This window comes from Oryzomicrobium sp. (genome assembly GCF_036820405.1).
GTDB lineage: Bacteria > Pseudomonadota > Gammaproteobacteria > Burkholderiales > Rhodocyclaceae > Oryzomicrobium.
Genome location: NZ_DAISLS010000018.1, coordinates 41654 through 57605, shown reverse-complemented (window position 1 = coordinate 57605; position 15952 = coordinate 41654). Strand labels below are relative to the sequence as shown.

General features: G+C 63.7%; 17 protein-coding genes and 1 tRNA gene. All 18 read right to left on the bottom strand.

The features are described from left to right. Positions 1-25 precede the first annotated feature (25 nt). Positions 26-2059, bottom strand: a complete 2034-nt coding sequence (gene nuoL / locus V7Z98_RS16675; protein WP_293265780.1) for an NADH-quinone oxidoreductase subunit L — start codon at positions 2057-2059, stop codon at positions 26-28. Positions 2060-2065: 6 nt separating this feature from the next. Further along, positions 2066-2371: an NADH-quinone oxidoreductase subunit NuoK gene (nuoK, locus tag V7Z98_RS16670; protein ID WP_293265778.1), complete on the bottom strand. Its 306-nt coding sequence runs from the start codon at positions 2369-2371 to the stop codon at positions 2066-2068. A gap of 109 nt (positions 2372-2480) precedes the next feature. Beyond that, positions 2481-3083: an NADH-quinone oxidoreductase subunit J gene (locus V7Z98_RS16665; RefSeq protein ID WP_293265776.1), complete on the bottom strand. Its 603-nt coding sequence runs from the start codon at positions 3081-3083 to the stop codon at positions 2481-2483. 15 nt (positions 3084-3098) lie between these two features. Continuing rightward, on the bottom strand, positions 3099-3587 hold the full coding sequence (gene nuoI / locus V7Z98_RS16660; RefSeq protein WP_293265774.1) for an NADH-quinone oxidoreductase subunit NuoI: 489 nt from the start codon (positions 3585-3587) through the stop codon (positions 3099-3101). A 10-nt stretch (positions 3588-3597) separates the two neighbouring features. After that, the gene (gene nuoH / locus V7Z98_RS16655) at positions 3598-4647 is read right to left on the bottom strand and encodes an NADH-quinone oxidoreductase subunit NuoH (protein ID WP_293265772.1); all 1050 of its coding nucleotides are present in this window, start codon (positions 4645-4647) and stop codon (positions 3598-3600) included. Further along, entirely contained in the window at positions 4647-6986 is a 2340-nt protein-coding gene (gene nuoG, locus V7Z98_RS16650; protein WP_334159184.1) for an NADH-quinone oxidoreductase subunit NuoG, read from the bottom strand. The genes nuoH and nuoG overlap by 1 nt, the downstream gene beginning before the upstream one ends. 65 nt (positions 6987-7051) lie before the next feature. Continuing rightward, a complete protein-coding gene (gene nuoF, locus V7Z98_RS16645) occupies positions 7052-8371 on the bottom strand; it encodes an NADH-quinone oxidoreductase subunit NuoF (protein WP_293265825.1) in 1320 nt (439 codons plus the stop codon). Positions 8372-8400: 29 nt separating this feature from the next. Further along, positions 8401-8874 carry an NADH-quinone oxidoreductase subunit NuoE gene (nuoE, locus tag V7Z98_RS16640; RefSeq protein WP_293265768.1) on the bottom strand — a complete coding sequence of 158 codons (474 nt, stop codon included), beginning with the start codon at positions 8872-8874 and terminating at the stop codon, positions 8401-8403. Continuing rightward, entirely contained in the window at positions 8874-10127 is a 1254-nt protein-coding gene (locus V7Z98_RS16635) for an NADH-quinone oxidoreductase subunit D (protein ID WP_334159182.1), read from the bottom strand. Before V7Z98_RS16635 ends, nuoE begins: the two co-directional genes overlap by 1 nt. A gap of 53 nt (positions 10128-10180) precedes the next feature. Next, positions 10181-10792, bottom strand: a complete 612-nt coding sequence (locus tag V7Z98_RS16630; RefSeq protein WP_334159180.1) for an NADH-quinone oxidoreductase subunit C — start codon at positions 10790-10792, stop codon at positions 10181-10183. 14 nt (positions 10793-10806) lie between these two features. Next, complete coding sequence (locus V7Z98_RS16625) at positions 10807-11283, bottom strand: NuoB/complex I 20 kDa subunit family protein (protein ID WP_054622413.1); 477 nt, start codon at positions 11281-11283, stop codon at positions 10807-10809. 4 nt (positions 11284-11287) lie between these two features. Then, complete coding sequence (locus tag V7Z98_RS16620; RefSeq protein WP_293265762.1) at positions 11288-11644, bottom strand: NADH-quinone oxidoreductase subunit A; 357 nt, start codon at positions 11642-11644, stop codon at positions 11288-11290. Between the two features lie 89 nt (positions 11645-11733). After that, positions 11734-11818: transfer RNA gene (locus V7Z98_RS16615), tRNA-Leu, on the bottom strand. Between the two features lie 66 nt (positions 11819-11884). After that, positions 11885-12256, bottom strand: a complete 372-nt coding sequence (gene secG, locus V7Z98_RS16610) for a preprotein translocase subunit SecG (RefSeq protein WP_334159179.1) — start codon at positions 12254-12256, stop codon at positions 11885-11887. 18 nt (positions 12257-12274) lie between these two features. Further along, a complete protein-coding gene (tpiA, locus tag V7Z98_RS16605) occupies positions 12275-13024 on the bottom strand; it encodes a triose-phosphate isomerase (RefSeq protein WP_334159177.1) in 750 nt (249 codons plus the stop codon). 185 nt (positions 13025-13209) lie between these two features. Beyond that, positions 13210-13980 carry a phosphate ABC transporter ATP-binding protein PstB gene (pstB, locus tag V7Z98_RS16600; protein WP_334159175.1) on the bottom strand — a complete coding sequence of 257 codons (771 nt, stop codon included), beginning with the start codon at positions 13978-13980 and terminating at the stop codon, positions 13210-13212. A gap of 52 nt (positions 13981-14032) precedes the next feature. Further along, positions 14033-14962 (bottom strand): phosphate ABC transporter permease PstA, encoded by a 930-nt coding sequence (gene pstA / locus V7Z98_RS16595; protein WP_334159174.1) that lies wholly within the window; start codon positions 14960-14962, stop codon positions 14033-14035. A gap of 1 nt (position 14963) precedes the next feature. Beyond that, positions 14964-15881 (bottom strand): phosphate ABC transporter permease subunit PstC, encoded by a 918-nt coding sequence (gene pstC, locus V7Z98_RS16590; protein WP_334159172.1) that lies wholly within the window; start codon positions 15879-15881, stop codon positions 14964-14966. Between the last annotated feature and the right edge of the window lie 71 nt (positions 15882-15952).

The following is a 15952-nucleotide window of genomic DNA, read 5'->3' as shown; positions in this document are numbered from 1 at the left end:
CCCAGTCTTATTCGTGCATTCGGTCTTAGGCGAGTTTGATCCAGAGGGTCAGCAGCACGAACACCCCGATGATCATGGTGAAGGCGTACTGGTAGATGTACCCGGACTGGAACAGGCGAACCAGGGAGGCGATCCAGCCCACGACACGGGCCGAACCGTTGACCAGAACACCATCGATGATGGCCTGGTCGCCGGCCTTCCAGAGGACCTTGCCGAGCAGGCGGGAGCCACCGGCAAACACCGTCTCGTTGATCTTGTCGAAGTAGTACTTGTTTTCCAGCACTGTGTTGATGCCCTTGAAGCGGGCATGGATGGCGGCCGGGATGTCGGGGCGCTTCATGTAGAAGAACCAGGACACCACGACACCCGCCAGGGCCAGCCAGAACACCGGCGTGGTGACGGCGTGCAGGCCCATGGCCACGGCACCGTGGAAGTGGTGCGCCAGGTGCTCCATCACCGGATGGGCCTCGGCATCAACGTGGATCACGCCCTTGAAGTAGTCGCCGAACAGCATCGGTTCGATGCCCATGTAGCCGATCAGTACGGACGGGATTGCCAGGGCCACCAGGGGCACGGTCACCACCCAGGGGGACTCATGGGGCTTCTGGCCGGGAGCCAGACCGTGATGGTGGTCGTGGGAGACTTCCTCGTCGTCGTGGTCGCCCTCGTGCTCGTGGTGGTGGTCGTGGTTCTTGCCGAACCGCTCCTCACCGTGGAACACCAGGAAGTACATGCGGAAGGAGTAGAAGGCGGTAACGAACACGCCGGCCAGGACGGCGAAGTAAGCGTAGCCGGAGCCCGGAATGTTGGACAGGGCCACGGCCTCGATGATCGAGTCCTTGGAGTAGAAGCCGGAGAAGAACGGGGTACCGATCAGGGCCAGGGAGCCGACCAGGCTGGTGAGCCAGGTAATAGGCATGTACTTGCGCAGGCCCCCCATGTTGCGGATGTCCTGGTCGTGGTGCATGCCGATGATGACCGAGCCGGCGGCCAGGAACAGCAGGGCCTTGAAGAAGGCGTGAGTCATCAGATGGAAGATGGCCACCGAGTAGGCGGAGGCGCCCAGGGCCACGGTCATGTAGCCAAGCTGGGACAGGGTCGAGTAGGCCACGACGCGCTTGATGTCGTTCTGGATGATGCCGAGGAAGCCCATAAACAGGGCGGTGGTGGCACCGATCACCAGGACGAAGGACAGGGCGGTAGTGGACAGCTCGAACAGGGGCGACATGCGCGCCACCATGAAGATGCCGGCGGTCACCATGGTCGCCGCGTGGATCAGGGCGGAAATCGGGGTCGGGCCTTCCATCGAGTCGGGCAGCCAAACGTGCAGCGGGACCTGGGCGGATTTGCCCATGGCGCCGATGAACAGGCAGATGCAGGCTACGGTCATCAGGGACCAGTCGGCGCTACCCCAGATGTTGATGGTCTTGCCGGCCAGCTCGGGGGCCTTGGCGAACACGTCGGCGTAGTCGAGGCTACCGAAGTGGGCCAGGATCAGGCCGATGCCGAGGATGAAGCCGAAGTCGCCGACGCGGTTGACCAGGAAGGCCTTCATGTTGGCGAAGATGGCGGTCGGCCGGGTGTACCAGAAACCGATCAGCAGGTAGGACACCAGGCCCACCGCTTCCCAGCCGAAGAACAGCTGCATGAAGTTGTTGCTCATCACCAGCATCAGCATAGAGAAGGTGAAGAGCGAGATGTAGGAGAAGAAGCGGCTGTAGCCCGGATCGTCGTGCATGTAGCCGATGGTGTAGATGTGCACCATCAGGGAGACGAAGGTCACCACCAGCATCATCGTGGCGGTCAAGCTGTCGATCAGGAAGCCGACCTGGATATTGATCGAATCGGTGGTCAGCCAGGTGTAGACCGTGCCGTTGAAGGTGTGGCCGGCCATTACGTCCTGGAACACCAGCACGGAGCACACGAAGGCCACGGCAACGCCGGCGATGGTCGCCAGGTGGGCCAGGGTGCGCGGAATGATGCGGCAGAACAGGCCGGCAATGATTGCCCCCGCGAGCGGTGCGAGGGGAATCGCGAGATAGAGACTCATCTTGTCCATTTGCGCTTAACCCTTGAGGCTGTCGAGCTCTTCCACATCGATGGTGGAGAGGTTGCGGAAGAGCACCACCAGGATCGCCAGGCCAATGGCGGATTCGGCGGCGGCCACGGTGAGGATGAAGAAGACGAAGACCTGGCCGGAAAGATCCTGCAGGTAGTGCGAGAAGGCGATGAAGTTGGTATTCACCGCCAGCAGCATGAGCTCGATGGCCATGAGCAGAACCAGCAGGTTCTTCCGGTTGAGGAAGATGCCCACGACGGCGATCGCGAACAGGACCGCGCCGAGGATCAGGAAATGGGCAAGCGTGAGCAAGGTGACTCCCTTCGTCCTTCTTACTACCGGACCGGGGAAAAGCCCGGCCGGGATGTTCTTTCTTGGAACCGGCGCCCGCAAGGGCGCCGGCCGACAACTCGGGTATTTCTTATTCGGCTTTTTCCGCCGGCATCTGCAGCACGCGCAGGCGATCGGAAGCCTTGACGCGGACCTGCTTGGCAGGATCGGCGTACTTGGTCTTCTTCAGGCCGCGGTGGGTCAGCGCGATGGCCGCGACGATCGCCAGCAGCAGAATCACGGCGGCGAGTTCGAACGGATAGACGTAATCGGTGTAGATGACCCGGCCCAGTTCCTTGGTGTTGGACACGGCAGCGACGCCCTGGGGCAGCGGTGCATCCATCACGCCCATGTACTGGCCACCGAGGACCACACCCATCTCGGCCATCATCAGCAGGCCGACCAGGGCACCCAGGGGCAGGTAGCTCCAGAAGCCCTTCTTGAGCTTTTCGAGGTTGACGTCGAGCATCATCACCACGAACAGGAACAGCACCATCACCGCGCCGACGTACACCAGCACCAGGGAGATGGCTAGGAACTCGGCCTGCAGCAGCATCCAGATGCCGGATGCAGTGAAGAAGGCCAGCACCAGGAACAGGGCGGCATGCACCGGGTTGCGGGCTGTGATCACGCGCAGGCTGGCCAGCACGAGGATCGTGGAAAACAGGTAGAAGACGAAGGTCTTGAATTCCATTCGGAGTCGTCCCGGTCAGCGATACTTGGCGTCCATCTCGCGATCTTTCGCGATCTGGGCCTCGTAGCGGTCGCCATTGGCGAGCAGCATTTGCTTGGTGTAGTAGAGGTCGCCGCGCTTTTCGCCGTGGTACTCGAAAATGCGGGTCTCGACGATGGCATCGACCGGGCAGGCCTCTTCGCAGAAGCCGCAGAAGATGCACTTGGTCAGGTCGATGTCGTAGCGGGTGGTGCGGCGCGTGCCGTCGTCCCGCTGGTCGGACTCGATGGTGATCGCCATCGCCGGGCACACCGCCTCGCACAGCTTGCAGGCGATGCAGCGCTCTTCCCCGTTGGGGTAGCGGCGCAGGGCGTGGAGGCCGCGGAAGCGGAAGCTCTGCGGCGTCTTTTCTTCGGGATACTGGACGGTGATCTTGCGGGCGAAGAAATAACGCCCGGTGACCGCCAGACCTTTCAGCAGCTCCTTGAGGAGCAGGCTGTTGAACACTTCTTTCATGGCACCCATGGCCGACTCCTTACTTCCAGATGTTCCAGGGAGAGACCATCCAGCCTGCCACCACCACCAGCCAGATGATGGTCAGCGGAATGAACACCTTCCAGCCGAGACGCATGATCTGGTCGTAGCGGTAGCGGGGGAACGTCGCCCGGAACCACAGGAAGAACAGCAGGATGAACGCAATCTTGGCCGCCAGCCAGAAGAACCCGTCGGGCAGGAACGCCACCGGGGACGACCAGCCGCCGAGGAACATGATGACGGTCAGGGCCGACACCAGGATCATGTTGGCGTATTCGGCAAGGAAGAACACCGCGAAGGCCATGCCCGAGTACTCGACGTGGAAGCCGGCGACGATCTCGGACTCGCCTTCGGCCACGTCGAACGGGGCCCGGTTGGTTTCGGCCACGCCGGCGATCATGTAGACCACGAACATCGGCAGCAGGGGCAGCCAGTTCCAGGACAGGAACGACAGGCCCATGTCGGCGAAAACGCCCTTCTGCTGCACGCGGACGATGTCGGTCAGGTTGAGGCTCTGGGACACCAGCAGCACGGTCACCAGGGCGAAGCCCATGGCGATTTCGTAGGACACCATCTGGGCCGCAGAACGCAGGGCGCCGAGGAAGGCGTACTTGGAGTTGGAGGCCCAGCCGGCGAGGATGATGCCGTACACCCCTAGGGAGGTGATCGCCATCACGTAGAGCAGGCCCGCGTCGATGTTGGCCAACACCGCGCCATCGACGAAGGGAATCACCGCCCAGGCCGCTAGGGCCGGCATGATGGAGAGCATCGGAGCGAGCAGGAACAGGGCCTTGTTCGCGCCGGAGGGGATGATGATTTCCTTGAACAGCAGCTTGCCGGCATCGGCCAGGGGCTGGATCAGGCCGAGGGGGCCGACCCGGTTGGGGCCCAAACGCACGTGCATGAAGCCGATCACCTTACGCTCGGCGTAGGTCAGGTAGGCCACGCACAGCATCAGGGGGATCAGGATCACGACGATCTTGATCAGGGCCCATACGCCGGGGAAGCTGGCGCCGAAGACGCCTTGCAGGAATTGGGTCAGCGCTTCCATTACGCACGCTCCACGGAAATGGCACCGAACAGGTTGCCCAGGCCAGCGGTGCTGGCATGGCCGGCGGCAACGCGCAGGCAACCGGCGGGCACGGTTTCGTCAGCTTTGGCCACCAGCACGGCCACGCCATCGCCCTGCTTCACCTTGACCGAATCGCCGGCAGCGATGCCCAGGGCAGCCAGGGTGGCCGCGGCGGCGCGGGCCGTCGGAGCCTTGCCATCGACGGTCGATTGCAGGGCCGGGGCGCGGCGGGCCAGGGGGTCGGCGAAGTGGATGGGCACGTCGGCGATGCGCTGCAAGGCCGGAACTTCGCCGGAGGCCAGGTTCAGCGCCACGCCGTTGAGGGCGTTGGACAGCTTGCCGGCGGCGGCGAACTCGGCACCAGCGCCCAACACCTCGTCGCGCACGGCTTCGGAGGTCTCGTAGTCGAAGCCTTGCAGATTGAGGACGTTGCCCAGTACACGCAGCACCTTCCAGGCCGGACGGGCGTCGCCCAGGGGGCGCACCACGCCGTTGAAGCTCTGCACCCGGCCTTCGGTATTGACGAAGGTGCCGGAAGTTTCGGTGTAGGGCGCAATCGCCAGCATGGCGTCGGCGTAGTCAAGGGCCGGACGGTGCTGGAAGGCGGACATCAGGACCACCATCTTGGCCTGCTTGAGGGCAGCCACGGTCTTCTGCCCATCGGCGAAGTCGAACTCGGGCTCGGCGCCGATCAGGACGTAGCCCTGACGGGGCTGCTCGACCATCTGGCGGGCGTTGAGGCCGGTCGGGGTGGCGCCCGCGAGGTAGCCGCCGACGCTGTTGGCGGCCTCGCCGAGGATGCCGACGGTGGCGCCGGTGAGCTTGCCCAGTTCCAGGGCCAGCAGTTGCAGCTGGGCGGCCTGGGGATGCTGGCGGGCGGTGTTGCCGAGGAAGATCGCTTTCTTCTCGCCAGTGACGAGGGTCGCGGCGATGGCCTTGGCGCCGTCGCACACGGCCACGGCTTCCAGCCCGACGGGCACGGCCACGCCCTTGGCTTCGGCGGCGGCCTTGACCACGGCGGCCAGGGCACTTACCAGTTCGGCCGGGGCCACGACGCGCTGGGCGGTGAGTTCGATCAGGTTGTCGTCGCCGGCCACGTGCAGCATGGACACCTGGGTGCCCTTCTTGGCGCCCTGACGCAGGCGCTGGGCGATCAGGGGGTGATCCTTGCGCAGGAAGCTGCCGACCACCAAGGCGGCGTCGAGCTCACCGAGCTCGGTCAGTTTCATGCCCAGCCAGGGGGCGCCGGCTTCCTTGCCGTCGGCGGAGAAATCGTTCTGGCGCAGACGGAAATCGACGTTGCCACAGCCCAGGCCAGCGGCCAGCTTGCGGGCCAGGGCCAGTTCTTCCAGGGTGGCGTGGGGCGACACCAGGAAGCCCAGGGCCTCGCCACCGGCGTTGCGGGCGATGTCCTTCAGACCATGGGCCACGTAGTCGAGGGCCACGTTCCAGTCCGTCTCCTTCCATTCGCCGCCCTGCTTGACCATCGGCTTGGTCAGCCGTTCGGCGGAGTTGAGGGCTTCGTAGGAGAAACGGTCCTTGTCGGAAATCCAGCACTCGTTCACGTCCTCGTTTTCACGGGGCAGGACGCGCTTGACTTCGTTGTGCTTGACTTGGATTTGTAGGTTAGCGCCGACGGAATCGTGGGGCGACACCGACTTGCGGCGTTGCAGTTCCCAGGTCCGGGCAGCATAACGGAACGGCTTGGAGGTAAGCGCGCCGACCGGGCACAGGTCGATCATGTTGCCGGACAGCTCGGAATCGACGGTCTTGCCGACGAAGGCGGTGATTTCCGAGTGCATGTTCCGGTTGGTCATGCCCAGTTCCATCACTCCGGCGATTTCCTGGCCGAAGCGCACGCAGCGGGTGCAGTGGATGCAGCGGGACATCTCCTCCATGGAGATGAGGGGCCCCACGTTCTTGTGGAACACCACCCGCTTCTCTTCGGTGTAGCGGCTCTTCACGCCGCCGTAGCCCACCGACAAATCCTGGAGCTGGCACTCGCCGCCCTGGTCGCAGATCGGGCAATCCAGCGGGTGGTTGATGAGCAGGAACTCCATCACCCCCTTCTGGGCCTTGACCGCCAGGTCGGAATGGGTGAAGACCTTCATGCCGTTGGTCACGGGCGTGGCGCAGGCCGGCAGCGGCTTGGGCGCCTTTTCCACCTGCACCAGACACATCCGGCAGTTGGCGGCAATGGACAGCTTCTTGTGATAGCAGAAGTGGGGGATGTAGCTCCCAACCTGATGGGCCGCATCCATGATCGTGCTGCCGTCGGGTACTTCTACCTTCTTGCCGTCGATTTCGATTTCTAGCATGTCGCTACCTTATTCCTACCTGTTCCCTACCTGAGTTCTCGGGGATGCTGCGGATCGGGTGCCTTTCAGGCCGGCTTGCGGTGGAAGCCGCTGCCCGCCCACTGCACATCCGTGGGCACGAGGCAGGACTTGTGCTCGATGTGGTGCAGGAACTCGTCCCGGAAGTGCTTGATGAAGCTTTGCACCGGCATCGACGCGGCGTCGCCCAGGGCGCAGATGGTGCGGCCCATGATGTTGCCGGTGACGCTGTTGAGCAGGTCCAGATCCTCAGGACGGCCCTGGCCGTTCTCGATGCGGTGCACCACCTTGTAGAGCCAGCCGGTGCCTTCGCGGCAGGGCGTGCACTGGCCGCAGGACTCTTCGTAGTAGAAGAAGGACAGGCGCTCCAGGGCCTTGACCATGCAGGTGGTCTCGTCCATGACGATCACTGCGCCGGAACCGAGCATCGACCCGGCCTTGGAGATCGAGTCGTAGTCCATGGTGCAGTCCATCATGATGCTGGCCGGCAGGACCGGAGAGGACGAGCCGCCGGGGATCACCGCCTTGAGCTTGCGTCCGCCGCGCATCCCGCCGCACATTTCGAGCAGCGTGGAGAAGGGGGTGCCCAGGGGAATCTCGTAGTTGCCGGGACGCTCCACGTGTCCGGACACGGAGAACAGCTTGGTGCCGCCGTTGTTTTCCTTGCCCAGACCGAGGAACTGCTCGCCGCCCATGCGCATGATGAACGGGATGGAGGCGAAGGTCTCGGTGTTGTTGATGGTGGTCGGCTTGCCGTACAGGCCGAAGGACGCCGGGAACGGCGGCTTGAAGCGGGGCTGGCCCTTCTTGCCTTCGATCGATTCGAGCAGGGCGGTTTCTTCGCCGCAGATGTAGGCGCCGTAGCCGTGGTGGGCGAACAGTTCGAAGTTGAAGCCCGAGCCCTGGATGTTCTGGCCGATCAGGCCGGCGGCCCGGGCCTCGGCCAGGGCGTCCTCGAAGCGCTTGTAGACTTCCCAGACCTCGCCGTGGATGTAGTTGTAGCCACGGGTGGCACCCATGGCGTAGGCGGCGATGGCCATGCCCTCGATCACCGAGTGGGGGTCGAGACGCAGGATGTCGCGGTCTTTGAAGGTGCCGGGCTCGCCCTCGTCCGAGTTGCAGACGACGTACTTGTCACCGGGGAAGGAGCGGGGCATGAAGCTCCACTTGAGACCGGTGGGGAAGCCGGCGCCGCCACGGCCGCGCAGGACGGACTTCTTGACCTCGTTGATGACCTGATCCTGAGGCGCCTTTTCCGCCAGAATCTTCTTCAGCGAGGAGTAACCGCCCCGGGCCACGTAGTCGGCTAGGGACCAGCCCTTGTCGTCGGCGTAACGGTCGGCCACCGGCGACCAGCCGGCGGTCATGGTGGGATTGATTGCACCCAGGATGGCCATTATTCGAGCTCCGACAGCAGTTTGTCGATCTGCTCAGGCAGCATGTGGCTGCACATCGAGCGGTTGTTCACCAGCATCACCGGCGCGTCGCCGCAGGCACCCATGCACTCGCCCTCCTTGAGGGTGATCTTGCCGTCGGCGGTGGTCTCATTGAAGCCGATGCCAAGCTTCTGCTTCAAGTAGTCCGCCGCGTGGTAGCCGCCGGACAGGGCGCACGGCAGGTTGGTGCACACCGTGACCTTGTACTTGCCGACCGGCTTGAGGTCGTACATGTTGTAGAAGGTCGCCACTTCCATGGCCGCGATGGGCGGCATTTCCAGGTAGGTGGCGACGAACTCGATCGTCTCCGGAGCCAGCCAGCCCTTCTCAGCCTGGGCAATGGCCAGGGCGGCCATCACGGCAGATTGCTTCTGATCCGCCGGATACTTGGCGACCTCGCGGTCGATCTGGGTGAGGGAGTCTTGGGAAAGCATCAGCGGTCAATCTCACCAAACACGATGTCTTGGGTGCCGATGATCGTCACCACGTCGGCGATCATGTGGCCACGGGCCATCTCGTCCATGGCGGCCAGGTGGGCGTAGCCAGGGGCGCGAATCTTCATGCGGAACGGCTTGTTGGCGCCGTCGGAGACGAAGTAGATGCCGAACTCGCCCTTCGGGTGCTCGATGGCCGCGTAGGCCTCGCCCTCGGGGACGTGCATGCCTTCGGTGAAGAGCTTGAAGTGGTGGATCAGCTCTTCCATGTTCGACTTCATCCCTTCCCGGGACGGCGGCGCGATCTTGTGATTGTCGGAGATGACCGGCCCCGGATTCTTGCGCAGCCAGTCGATGCACTGGCAAATGATCCGGTTGGACTGGGACATTTCTTCCATGCGCACCAGGTAGCGGTCGTAGCAGTCGCCGTTCTTGCCCACCGGGATGTCGAAATCGAGGCGGTCATAGACTTCGTAGGGCTGCTTCTTGCGCAGGTCCCAGGCGATGCCAGAGCCACGCAGCATGGCGCCGGTGAAGCCCAGTTGCATGGCGCGCTCGGGGGAGACGATGCCCACGTCCACCAGACGCTGCTTCCAGATCCGGTTGTCGGTGAGCAGGGTGTGGTATTCGTCGAGAATCTTCGGGAAGCGCTGGGTGAAGTCGTCGAGGAAGTCGAGCAGCGAGCCGGAACGGGCCTCGTTGAGCTTCTTCACCTCGTCGGCCTTCTTCCAGCGGGATTCCTGGTACTGGGGCATGGCGTCCGGCAGGTCGCGGTACACGCCGCCCGGACGGTAGTAGGCCGCGTGCAGGCGAGCACCGGAGACCGCTTCGTAGCAGTCCATCAGGTCTTCCCGCTCGCGGAAACAGTACAGGGCCATGGCCATGGCGCCCACGTCGAGGCCGTGACAGCCGATCCACAGCAGGTGGTTGAGAATCCGGGTGACCTCGTCGAACATCACCCGGATGTACTGGCCGCGCTCGGGGACTTCCACGCCCAGGAGCTTTTCCACGGCCATGCAGTAGGCGTGCTCGTTGCACATGGTGGACACGTAGTCCAGGCGGTCCATGTAGGGCACCGACTGGATCCAGGTCTTCTGCTCGGCCAGCTTCTCGGTAGCGCGGTGCAGCAGCCCGATATGGGGGTCGGCCCGCTGGACCACTTCGCCGTCCAGCTCCAGCACCAGACGCAGCACGCCGTGGGCGGCCGGGTGCTGGGGACCGAAGTTCATCGTGTAGTTACGAATTTCCGCCATGGTTGCGAATCCGTTCGTGTTGCGGGTGTATGCGTTGACCAGGCCCCAGGGGCTCAGGCCGCGTCGCCGTAGCTCTCTTCGCGGACGATGCGCGGCGTGTTCTCGCGCGGCTCGATGGTGACCGGCTGATAGACGACACGCCCCTCTTCCGGGTCGTAGCGCATTTCCACGTAGCCAGAGACCGGGAAGTCCTTGCGGAAGGGATAGCCGATGAAGCCGTAGTCGGTGAGGATGCGGCGCAGGTCGGGATGGCCGGGGAAGACGATGCCGAATAGGTCGAAGGCTTCGCGCTCGAACCAGTTAGCGCCGTTCCAGACATTGACCACGGAGGCCACCACCGGGAAGCCATCGTCCTCGGCGAAGGTGCGCACGCGCAGGCGCCAGTTGTTGGCGACCGACAGGAGATGGGAGACCACGGCGAAGCGCTTACCTTTGCCCGGCACATCCTCGCGGCCGTCGGCGTAGCCCAGGTAATCCAGGCCGCACAGGTCGATCAGCTCTTCGAAGCCGAGGGCCGGAGTGTCGCGGAGTTCTTGCATCACGCCCAGGTAATCGGCGGCGGCCACTTCGATGGTAACCTCGCCCAGGGCGATCTTCAGGGATTTGAGCCGCTCGCCCAGCTGGCTTTGCAGGTTCTGGCTCAGGGTTTCGAGCTTTGCAGACATGATGGGGACCTGTATCAGCGGGCGATGGTGTTGGTGCGGCGGATCTTGTTCTGCAGCTGGATGATGCCGTAGAGCAAGGCCTCGGCGGTCGGGGGACAGCCCGGAACGTAGATGTCCACCGGCACGATGCGGTCGCAGCCGCGTACGACCGAGTAGGAATAGTGGTAGTAGCCGCCGCCGTTGGCGCAGGAACCCATGGAGATGACCCAGCGGGGCTCAGGCATCTGGTCATAGACCTTGCGCAGCGCCGCCCCCATCTTGTTGGTCAGGGTACCGGCGACGATCATCACGTCGGACTGGCGGGGACTCGGGCGGAAGATGATGCCGAAACGGTCTAGGTCGTAGCGGGAACAGCCGGCGTGGATCATTTCCACGGCGCAGCAGGCCAGACCGAAGGTCATCGGCCACAGGGACCCGGTACGGACATAGTTGATGAGCTTGTCCGCGGTGGTGGTGACAAACCCTTCTTGCAGAACGCCTTCGATACCCATGCGCTTACTCCCACTCCAGGGCGCCCTTCATCCACTCGTAGATGAAGCCGACCACCAGAATTCCCAGGAAAATCATCATCGCCACGAACCCGAACACGCCGATCTCCTTGAGCACGATGGCCCAGGGAAAGAGGAAGGCAATTTCCAGGTCGAACAGGATGAAGAGAATGGCCACGAGGTAGTAGCGCACGTCGAACTTCATGCGCGCGTCCTCGAACGCCTCAAAACCGCACTCGTAGGGAGAGAGCTTTTCGCTATCGGGCTTGTTGGGAGCCAACAGCCAGCCGGCGAGGATGGGCAGGATGCCGAAGGCGATGCCCACAAAGATGAAAAGAAGTACCGGGAGGTAATTTTCCAGCATGATCCGCTGCCACGTGACGTCTAACGACCGTTTTGTAAAAGAGCCCCGCACACCTCACATTTGTGAAAATGCGGAGCTCGACGATCTGCTGGTGCCGACGGCGAGACTCGAACTCGCACGGCTTTCGCCACTACCCCCTCAAGATAGCGTGTCTACCAATTTCACCACGTCGGCACTACTGAAGCGTTTCGCTGACTTTCAAGGGATAAAACTCAGTCAGCGAAGCGATAAACCCCAAATTTATCGAGGGATATCTTTTGCTTTTGACTCACCACTCGCCGGCGTCGATCCAGGTGCAGCGCCGGCTTCGGCAGGAGCGGAAGAAGAGGCAGATTCTACAACACTCTTCGTTACGCTATCAACCCCTTTCGGCTTGCTGAAAGCAACGTAAGCGAGCGCAAGGCTCGTCGAGAAAAACACTGCAGCGAGGACCGCCGTGGTGCGGGAGAGGAAGTTGGCCGAACCGGACGCACCGAACAGGCTGCCGGACGCACCGCTGCCAAAAGCAGCCCCCATGTCGGCCCCCTTGCCGTGCTGCATCAGCACCAGCCCGATGACGGACACACCCACCAGGATATGAACAACGACGATCAACGAAACCCAGAAACCCATTGTTATCCTTTTGACGCCTTACCGGGCCGCTGCCCGGCAAATCGCCAGAAAATCCTCGGCCACCAGGGCCGCACCACCGACCAGCGCACCGTCGATGTCCTGCTCGGCAAACAACGTCGCCGCATTCTCCGGCTTGACACTGCCGCCGTAGAGCAGCGGCAGCTTGGCAGCCACTGCCGCATCGGATTCCGCCACCTGCCCGCGGATGGCCGCATGCACGGCTTGAGCCTGCTCCGGCGTGGCCGTCCGGCCAGTGCCGATCGCCCAGACGGGCTCGTAGGCCACCACCGCCGAGGCAAACGCGGCAGCGCCGACCCGGTCTAGCACAACCTGCAACTGCCGCGCGATCACCTGCGCCGTTTCACCGGCCTCACGCTCCTGCAACGTCTCACCGACGCAGAGGATAGGCACGAGCCCGACAGCCACCGTCGCCGCGAACTTCTCGGCCACCTGGGCGTCGGACTCCCCATAGAGGGCGCGCCGCTCGGAGTGGCCAAGGATGACGTAACGACAGCCGAATTCCTTGATCATGGTCAGACCAACCTCGCCCGTGTACGCCCCGGCCGCGTGCTCGCTGACCGTTTGCGCCCCCCACATGACCCGGGAGCCGCTCAATTCGGCCTGCACCTGGGCAAGGTAGGGAAAGGGCGGGCACACCGCGCATTCGACGCCGCGCGGCAGCCCTTCGCGCACCGCACCGAGCAACCGCCGGTTCCCGTCCAGGGAGCCGTTCATCTTCCAGTTGCCAACAACGAGCTTGGTACGCATAAAGACTCTGGTTGAACCTGAAAACCCCGCTCGCCGGCTTTTGGCCCTGCACATCCTCGGGGTCCCACAAAACTTTCAAATGTTAGCTTACTTACGCGCGACCGGTCAATCCAAGCCCCCTGCGCAGAACCGCGCCACCAGCGGCAAACCCTTGCCCGTGCGGGATTTCCGCCAAAGGGCGGAAATCAGCCGAATCGCCCGGTAATGTAGTCCTCGGTCTGTTTCTTCCTCGGTTTGATGAAAATTTCATCGGTGACGCCAAACTCGATCAGCTCGCCCAGGTACATGTAGGCGGTGTAGTCGGACACCCGGGCCGCCTGCTGCATGTTGTGGGTGACGATCAAAATGGCGACCCTTTCCTTCAGCGCCGTCAGCAGTTCCTCGATGCTGGCGGTGGCGATCGGGTCGAGGGCCGAGGTGGGCTCGTCGAACAGCAGCATCTCGGGGTCGGTGGCCAGGGCGCGGGCGATGCACAGGCGCTGCTGCTGGCCGCCGGACAGGTGAAAGGCAGGGTCGTCGAGGCGGTCCTTTACCTCGTCCCACAAGGCCGCCCCGCGCAGTGCCTCTTCGATCTTGTCGTCGATCAGGGTGCGGCTCTTCTCGCCGCGTACGCGCAAGCCGTAGGCCACGTTGTCGTAGATCGACTTGGGAAAAGGATTGGGCTTCTGGAACACCATGCCGATGCGCATGCGCACCTCGATGGGATCGACCTTTTCCGTCAGCAGGTTGGTCCGGTCGGGATAGAAGTCGATCGCCCCCTGGTAGCGGTTGCCCGGATAAAGGTCGTGCATGCGGTTGAAGCAGCGCAGAAAGGTGGACTTGCCGCAGCCGGAAGGGCCGATCAGGGCCGTCACCTTCTTGTCGTAGACCGGCATGCTGAGGCCCTTGAGGGCATGGAAGGCGCCGTAGTAGAAGTTGAGATCCCGGGCCTCGGCCTTGATCGCGGGGGTGGTCATCGTTGCAATCCTGAACGGTCGTCGGTCGTGTCGTAGGGCGGCGGGGGGCAGCTCACCACTTGATGCTCTGGCGTAGGCGGTAACGCAGCCAGATGGCCAGGCCATTCATCGCCACGGTCATCAACACCAGCACCAGGCCTGCCGCCGCGGCGTTCTGGTGGAAGGCCTCCTCGGGCCGCGAGGTCCAGTTGAACATCTGGATCGGCAGCACGGTGAAGGGCGAGGCCAGCCAGTCGAACAGGCCGGCGGGCGGCTCGCCGGCAAAGGGCGCCGGCGGCAGGAAGGCGATGAAGGTGAGCGCGCCGATGGTGATGATCGGGGCGGTTTCGCCAATGGCGCGGGCCATGCCAATGATCACGCCGGTGAGGATGCCCGCCGACGAGTATGGCAGGGTGTGGTCGCGCACCACTTGCCAGCGGGTGGCGCCGCAGGCGTAGGCTCCCTCGCGGATGGAGACGGGAATGGCACGGATCGCCTCCCGGGTGGCGACGATGACTACCGGCAGGATCAACAGGGCCAGGGTCAGGCCGGCCGTCAGGATGCTCTGGCCGAGGCCGAACTGGTAGACGAAGATGCCCAGGGCGAGCAGGCCGTAGATGATGGAAGGCACGCCGGCCAGGTTGGTGACGTTGATCTCGATGATGTCGGTGAGCAGATTCTTCGGCGCGTACTCTTCCAGGTAGACGCCCGATGCCACTCCGACGGGCACCGCCACCAGGGCGGTCACCGCCATCACCAGGGCGGACCCCACCCAGGCCGAGAGGATGCCCGCCTGCTCGGGCCGGCGGGACGGGAAGTTGAGGAAGAAGTCCGGGCTCAGCCGGTCGGCGCCGGCGATCACCATCTGGCCGAACAGGGCGGTGAAGGTCAGCACCCCGATCATCAGGGACGCCAGCCCCAGCAAGGCGAAGAGCAGGTCCCAGCGTTTGTGGCGGGCGATGGCCGCCCGGATCTCCTGCAGGTTTTCGGCAACGCCACCCATCTCAGTAGGCCTCGCGGAATTTCTTGCGCATCAGGTGACCGACCACGTTGAAGCACAGGGTGATCAGCAGCAGGCACAGGCCGGCGGCAAAGATGGTCTGGTAACCCACGGAGTCGTGAGGCAGGTCGCCCAGGGCCACCTGGACGATGTAGGCGGTGATGGTTTCCGCCGGCTCCAGCGGATTCCAGGTCAGGTTGGGCTGCATGCCCGCGGCCACGGCCAGAATCATGGTCTCGCCCACGGCCCGTGAAACGCCCAGGACGTAAGCGGCGGCCAGGCCGGAGACGGCTGCCGGGGCCACCACCTTCACCGCCGTCTGAAAACGGGTCGCCCCCATGGCATAGGAGCCCTCGCGCAGGTCCATGGGCACGGCGCGCATAGCGTCCTCGGCCACCGAGCTGACGTAGGGGACGATCATGATGCCCATCACCAGGCCGGCAGACAGCAGGTTAAAGCCGGGCAGGTCGGGGATGAACCGTTGCAGGAGCGGCGTGACGAACAGCAGGGCGAAATAGCCGTAGACGATGGTCGGCACGCCCCCCAGCAACTCAAGGAAGGGCTTGGCGATCTCGCGCACCCGGAACGGGGCGAACTCGGACAGGTAGATGGCGATGAGCGTGCCCAGCGGTATCGCCACCAGCAAGGCCACCCCCGAGCTGACCAGGGTGCCGGACACCAGGGGCAGGATGCCGAAGTGGGCATCGTCGAACAGCGGGGTCCACTGGGTATCGGTCAAAAAATCCCACAGCGGCACGTGCTCGAAGAAGACCAGCGACTCCCGGACCAGGGTGAAGACGATGCCCACGGTCGTGGCGACCGACACCAGGGCGGCGGCCAGCAGCAGCAGCTCGATGACGGTCTCGCGCAGGTGGCGGGTGCGCCGCCTGGCAAGGCGGTCGCTGACGTGGTCCTGGGGCATGGCCGGTGGGAATTCTTCCGTGGGAACGGTCGGTGAAATGGGCAAGCCCGGGATTATGAAAGGAAGGCGGA

Coding starts and splice junctions, on each gene's coding strand:
- tpiA (WP_334159177.1), bottom strand. CDS start 13,024: ATGCGTACCAAGCTCGTTGTTGGCAACTGGAAGATGAACGGCTCCCTG.
- secG (WP_334159179.1), bottom strand. CDS start 12,256: ATGGGTTTCTGGGTTTCGTTGATCGTCGTTGTTCATATCCTGGTGGGT.
- nuoL (WP_293265780.1), bottom strand. CDS start 2,059: ATGGACAAGATGAGTCTCTATCTCGCGATTCCCCTCGCACCGCTCGCG.
- pstC (WP_334159172.1), bottom strand. CDS start 15,881: ATGCCCCAGGACCACGTCAGCGACCGCCTTGCCAGGCGGCGCACCCGC.
- V7Z98_RS16630 (WP_334159180.1), bottom strand. CDS start 10,792: ATGTCTGCAAAGCTCGAAACCCTGAGCCAGAACCTGCAAAGCCAGCTG.
- nuoH (WP_293265772.1), bottom strand. CDS start 4,647: ATGGAAGCGCTGACCCAATTCCTGCAAGGCGTCTTCGGCGCCAGCTTC.
- nuoG (WP_334159184.1), bottom strand. CDS start 6,986: ATGCTAGAAATCGAAATCGACGGCAAGAAGGTAGAAGTACCCGACGGC.
- pstB (WP_334159175.1), bottom strand. CDS start 13,980: ATGACCACCCCCGCGATCAAGGCCGAGGCCCGGGATCTCAACTTCTAC.
- V7Z98_RS16625 (WP_054622413.1), bottom strand. CDS start 11,283: ATGGGTATCGAAGGCGTTCTGCAAGAAGGGTTTGTCACCACCACCGCG.
- V7Z98_RS16665 (WP_293265776.1), bottom strand. CDS start 3,083: ATGGAATTCAAGACCTTCGTCTTCTACCTGTTTTCCACGATCCTCGTG.
- nuoE (WP_293265768.1), bottom strand. CDS start 8,874: ATGCTTTCCCAAGACTCCCTCACCCAGATCGACCGCGAGGTCGCCAAG.
- V7Z98_RS16635 (WP_334159182.1), bottom strand. CDS start 10,127: ATGGCGGAAATTCGTAACTACACGATGAACTTCGGTCCCCAGCACCCG.
- nuoI (WP_293265774.1), bottom strand. CDS start 3,587: ATGGGTGCCATGAAAGAAGTGTTCAACAGCCTGCTCCTCAAGGAGCTG.
- V7Z98_RS16620 (WP_293265762.1), bottom strand. CDS start 11,644: ATGCTGGAAAATTACCTCCCGGTACTTCTTTTCATCTTTGTGGGCATC.
- pstA (WP_334159174.1), bottom strand. CDS start 14,962: ATGGGTGGCGTTGCCGAAAACCTGCAGGAGATCCGGGCGGCCATCGCC.
- nuoF (WP_293265825.1), bottom strand. CDS start 8,371: ATGACCGCCGGCTGGTCGCCGGTGGCCGACCGTTACGCCGACGACAAG.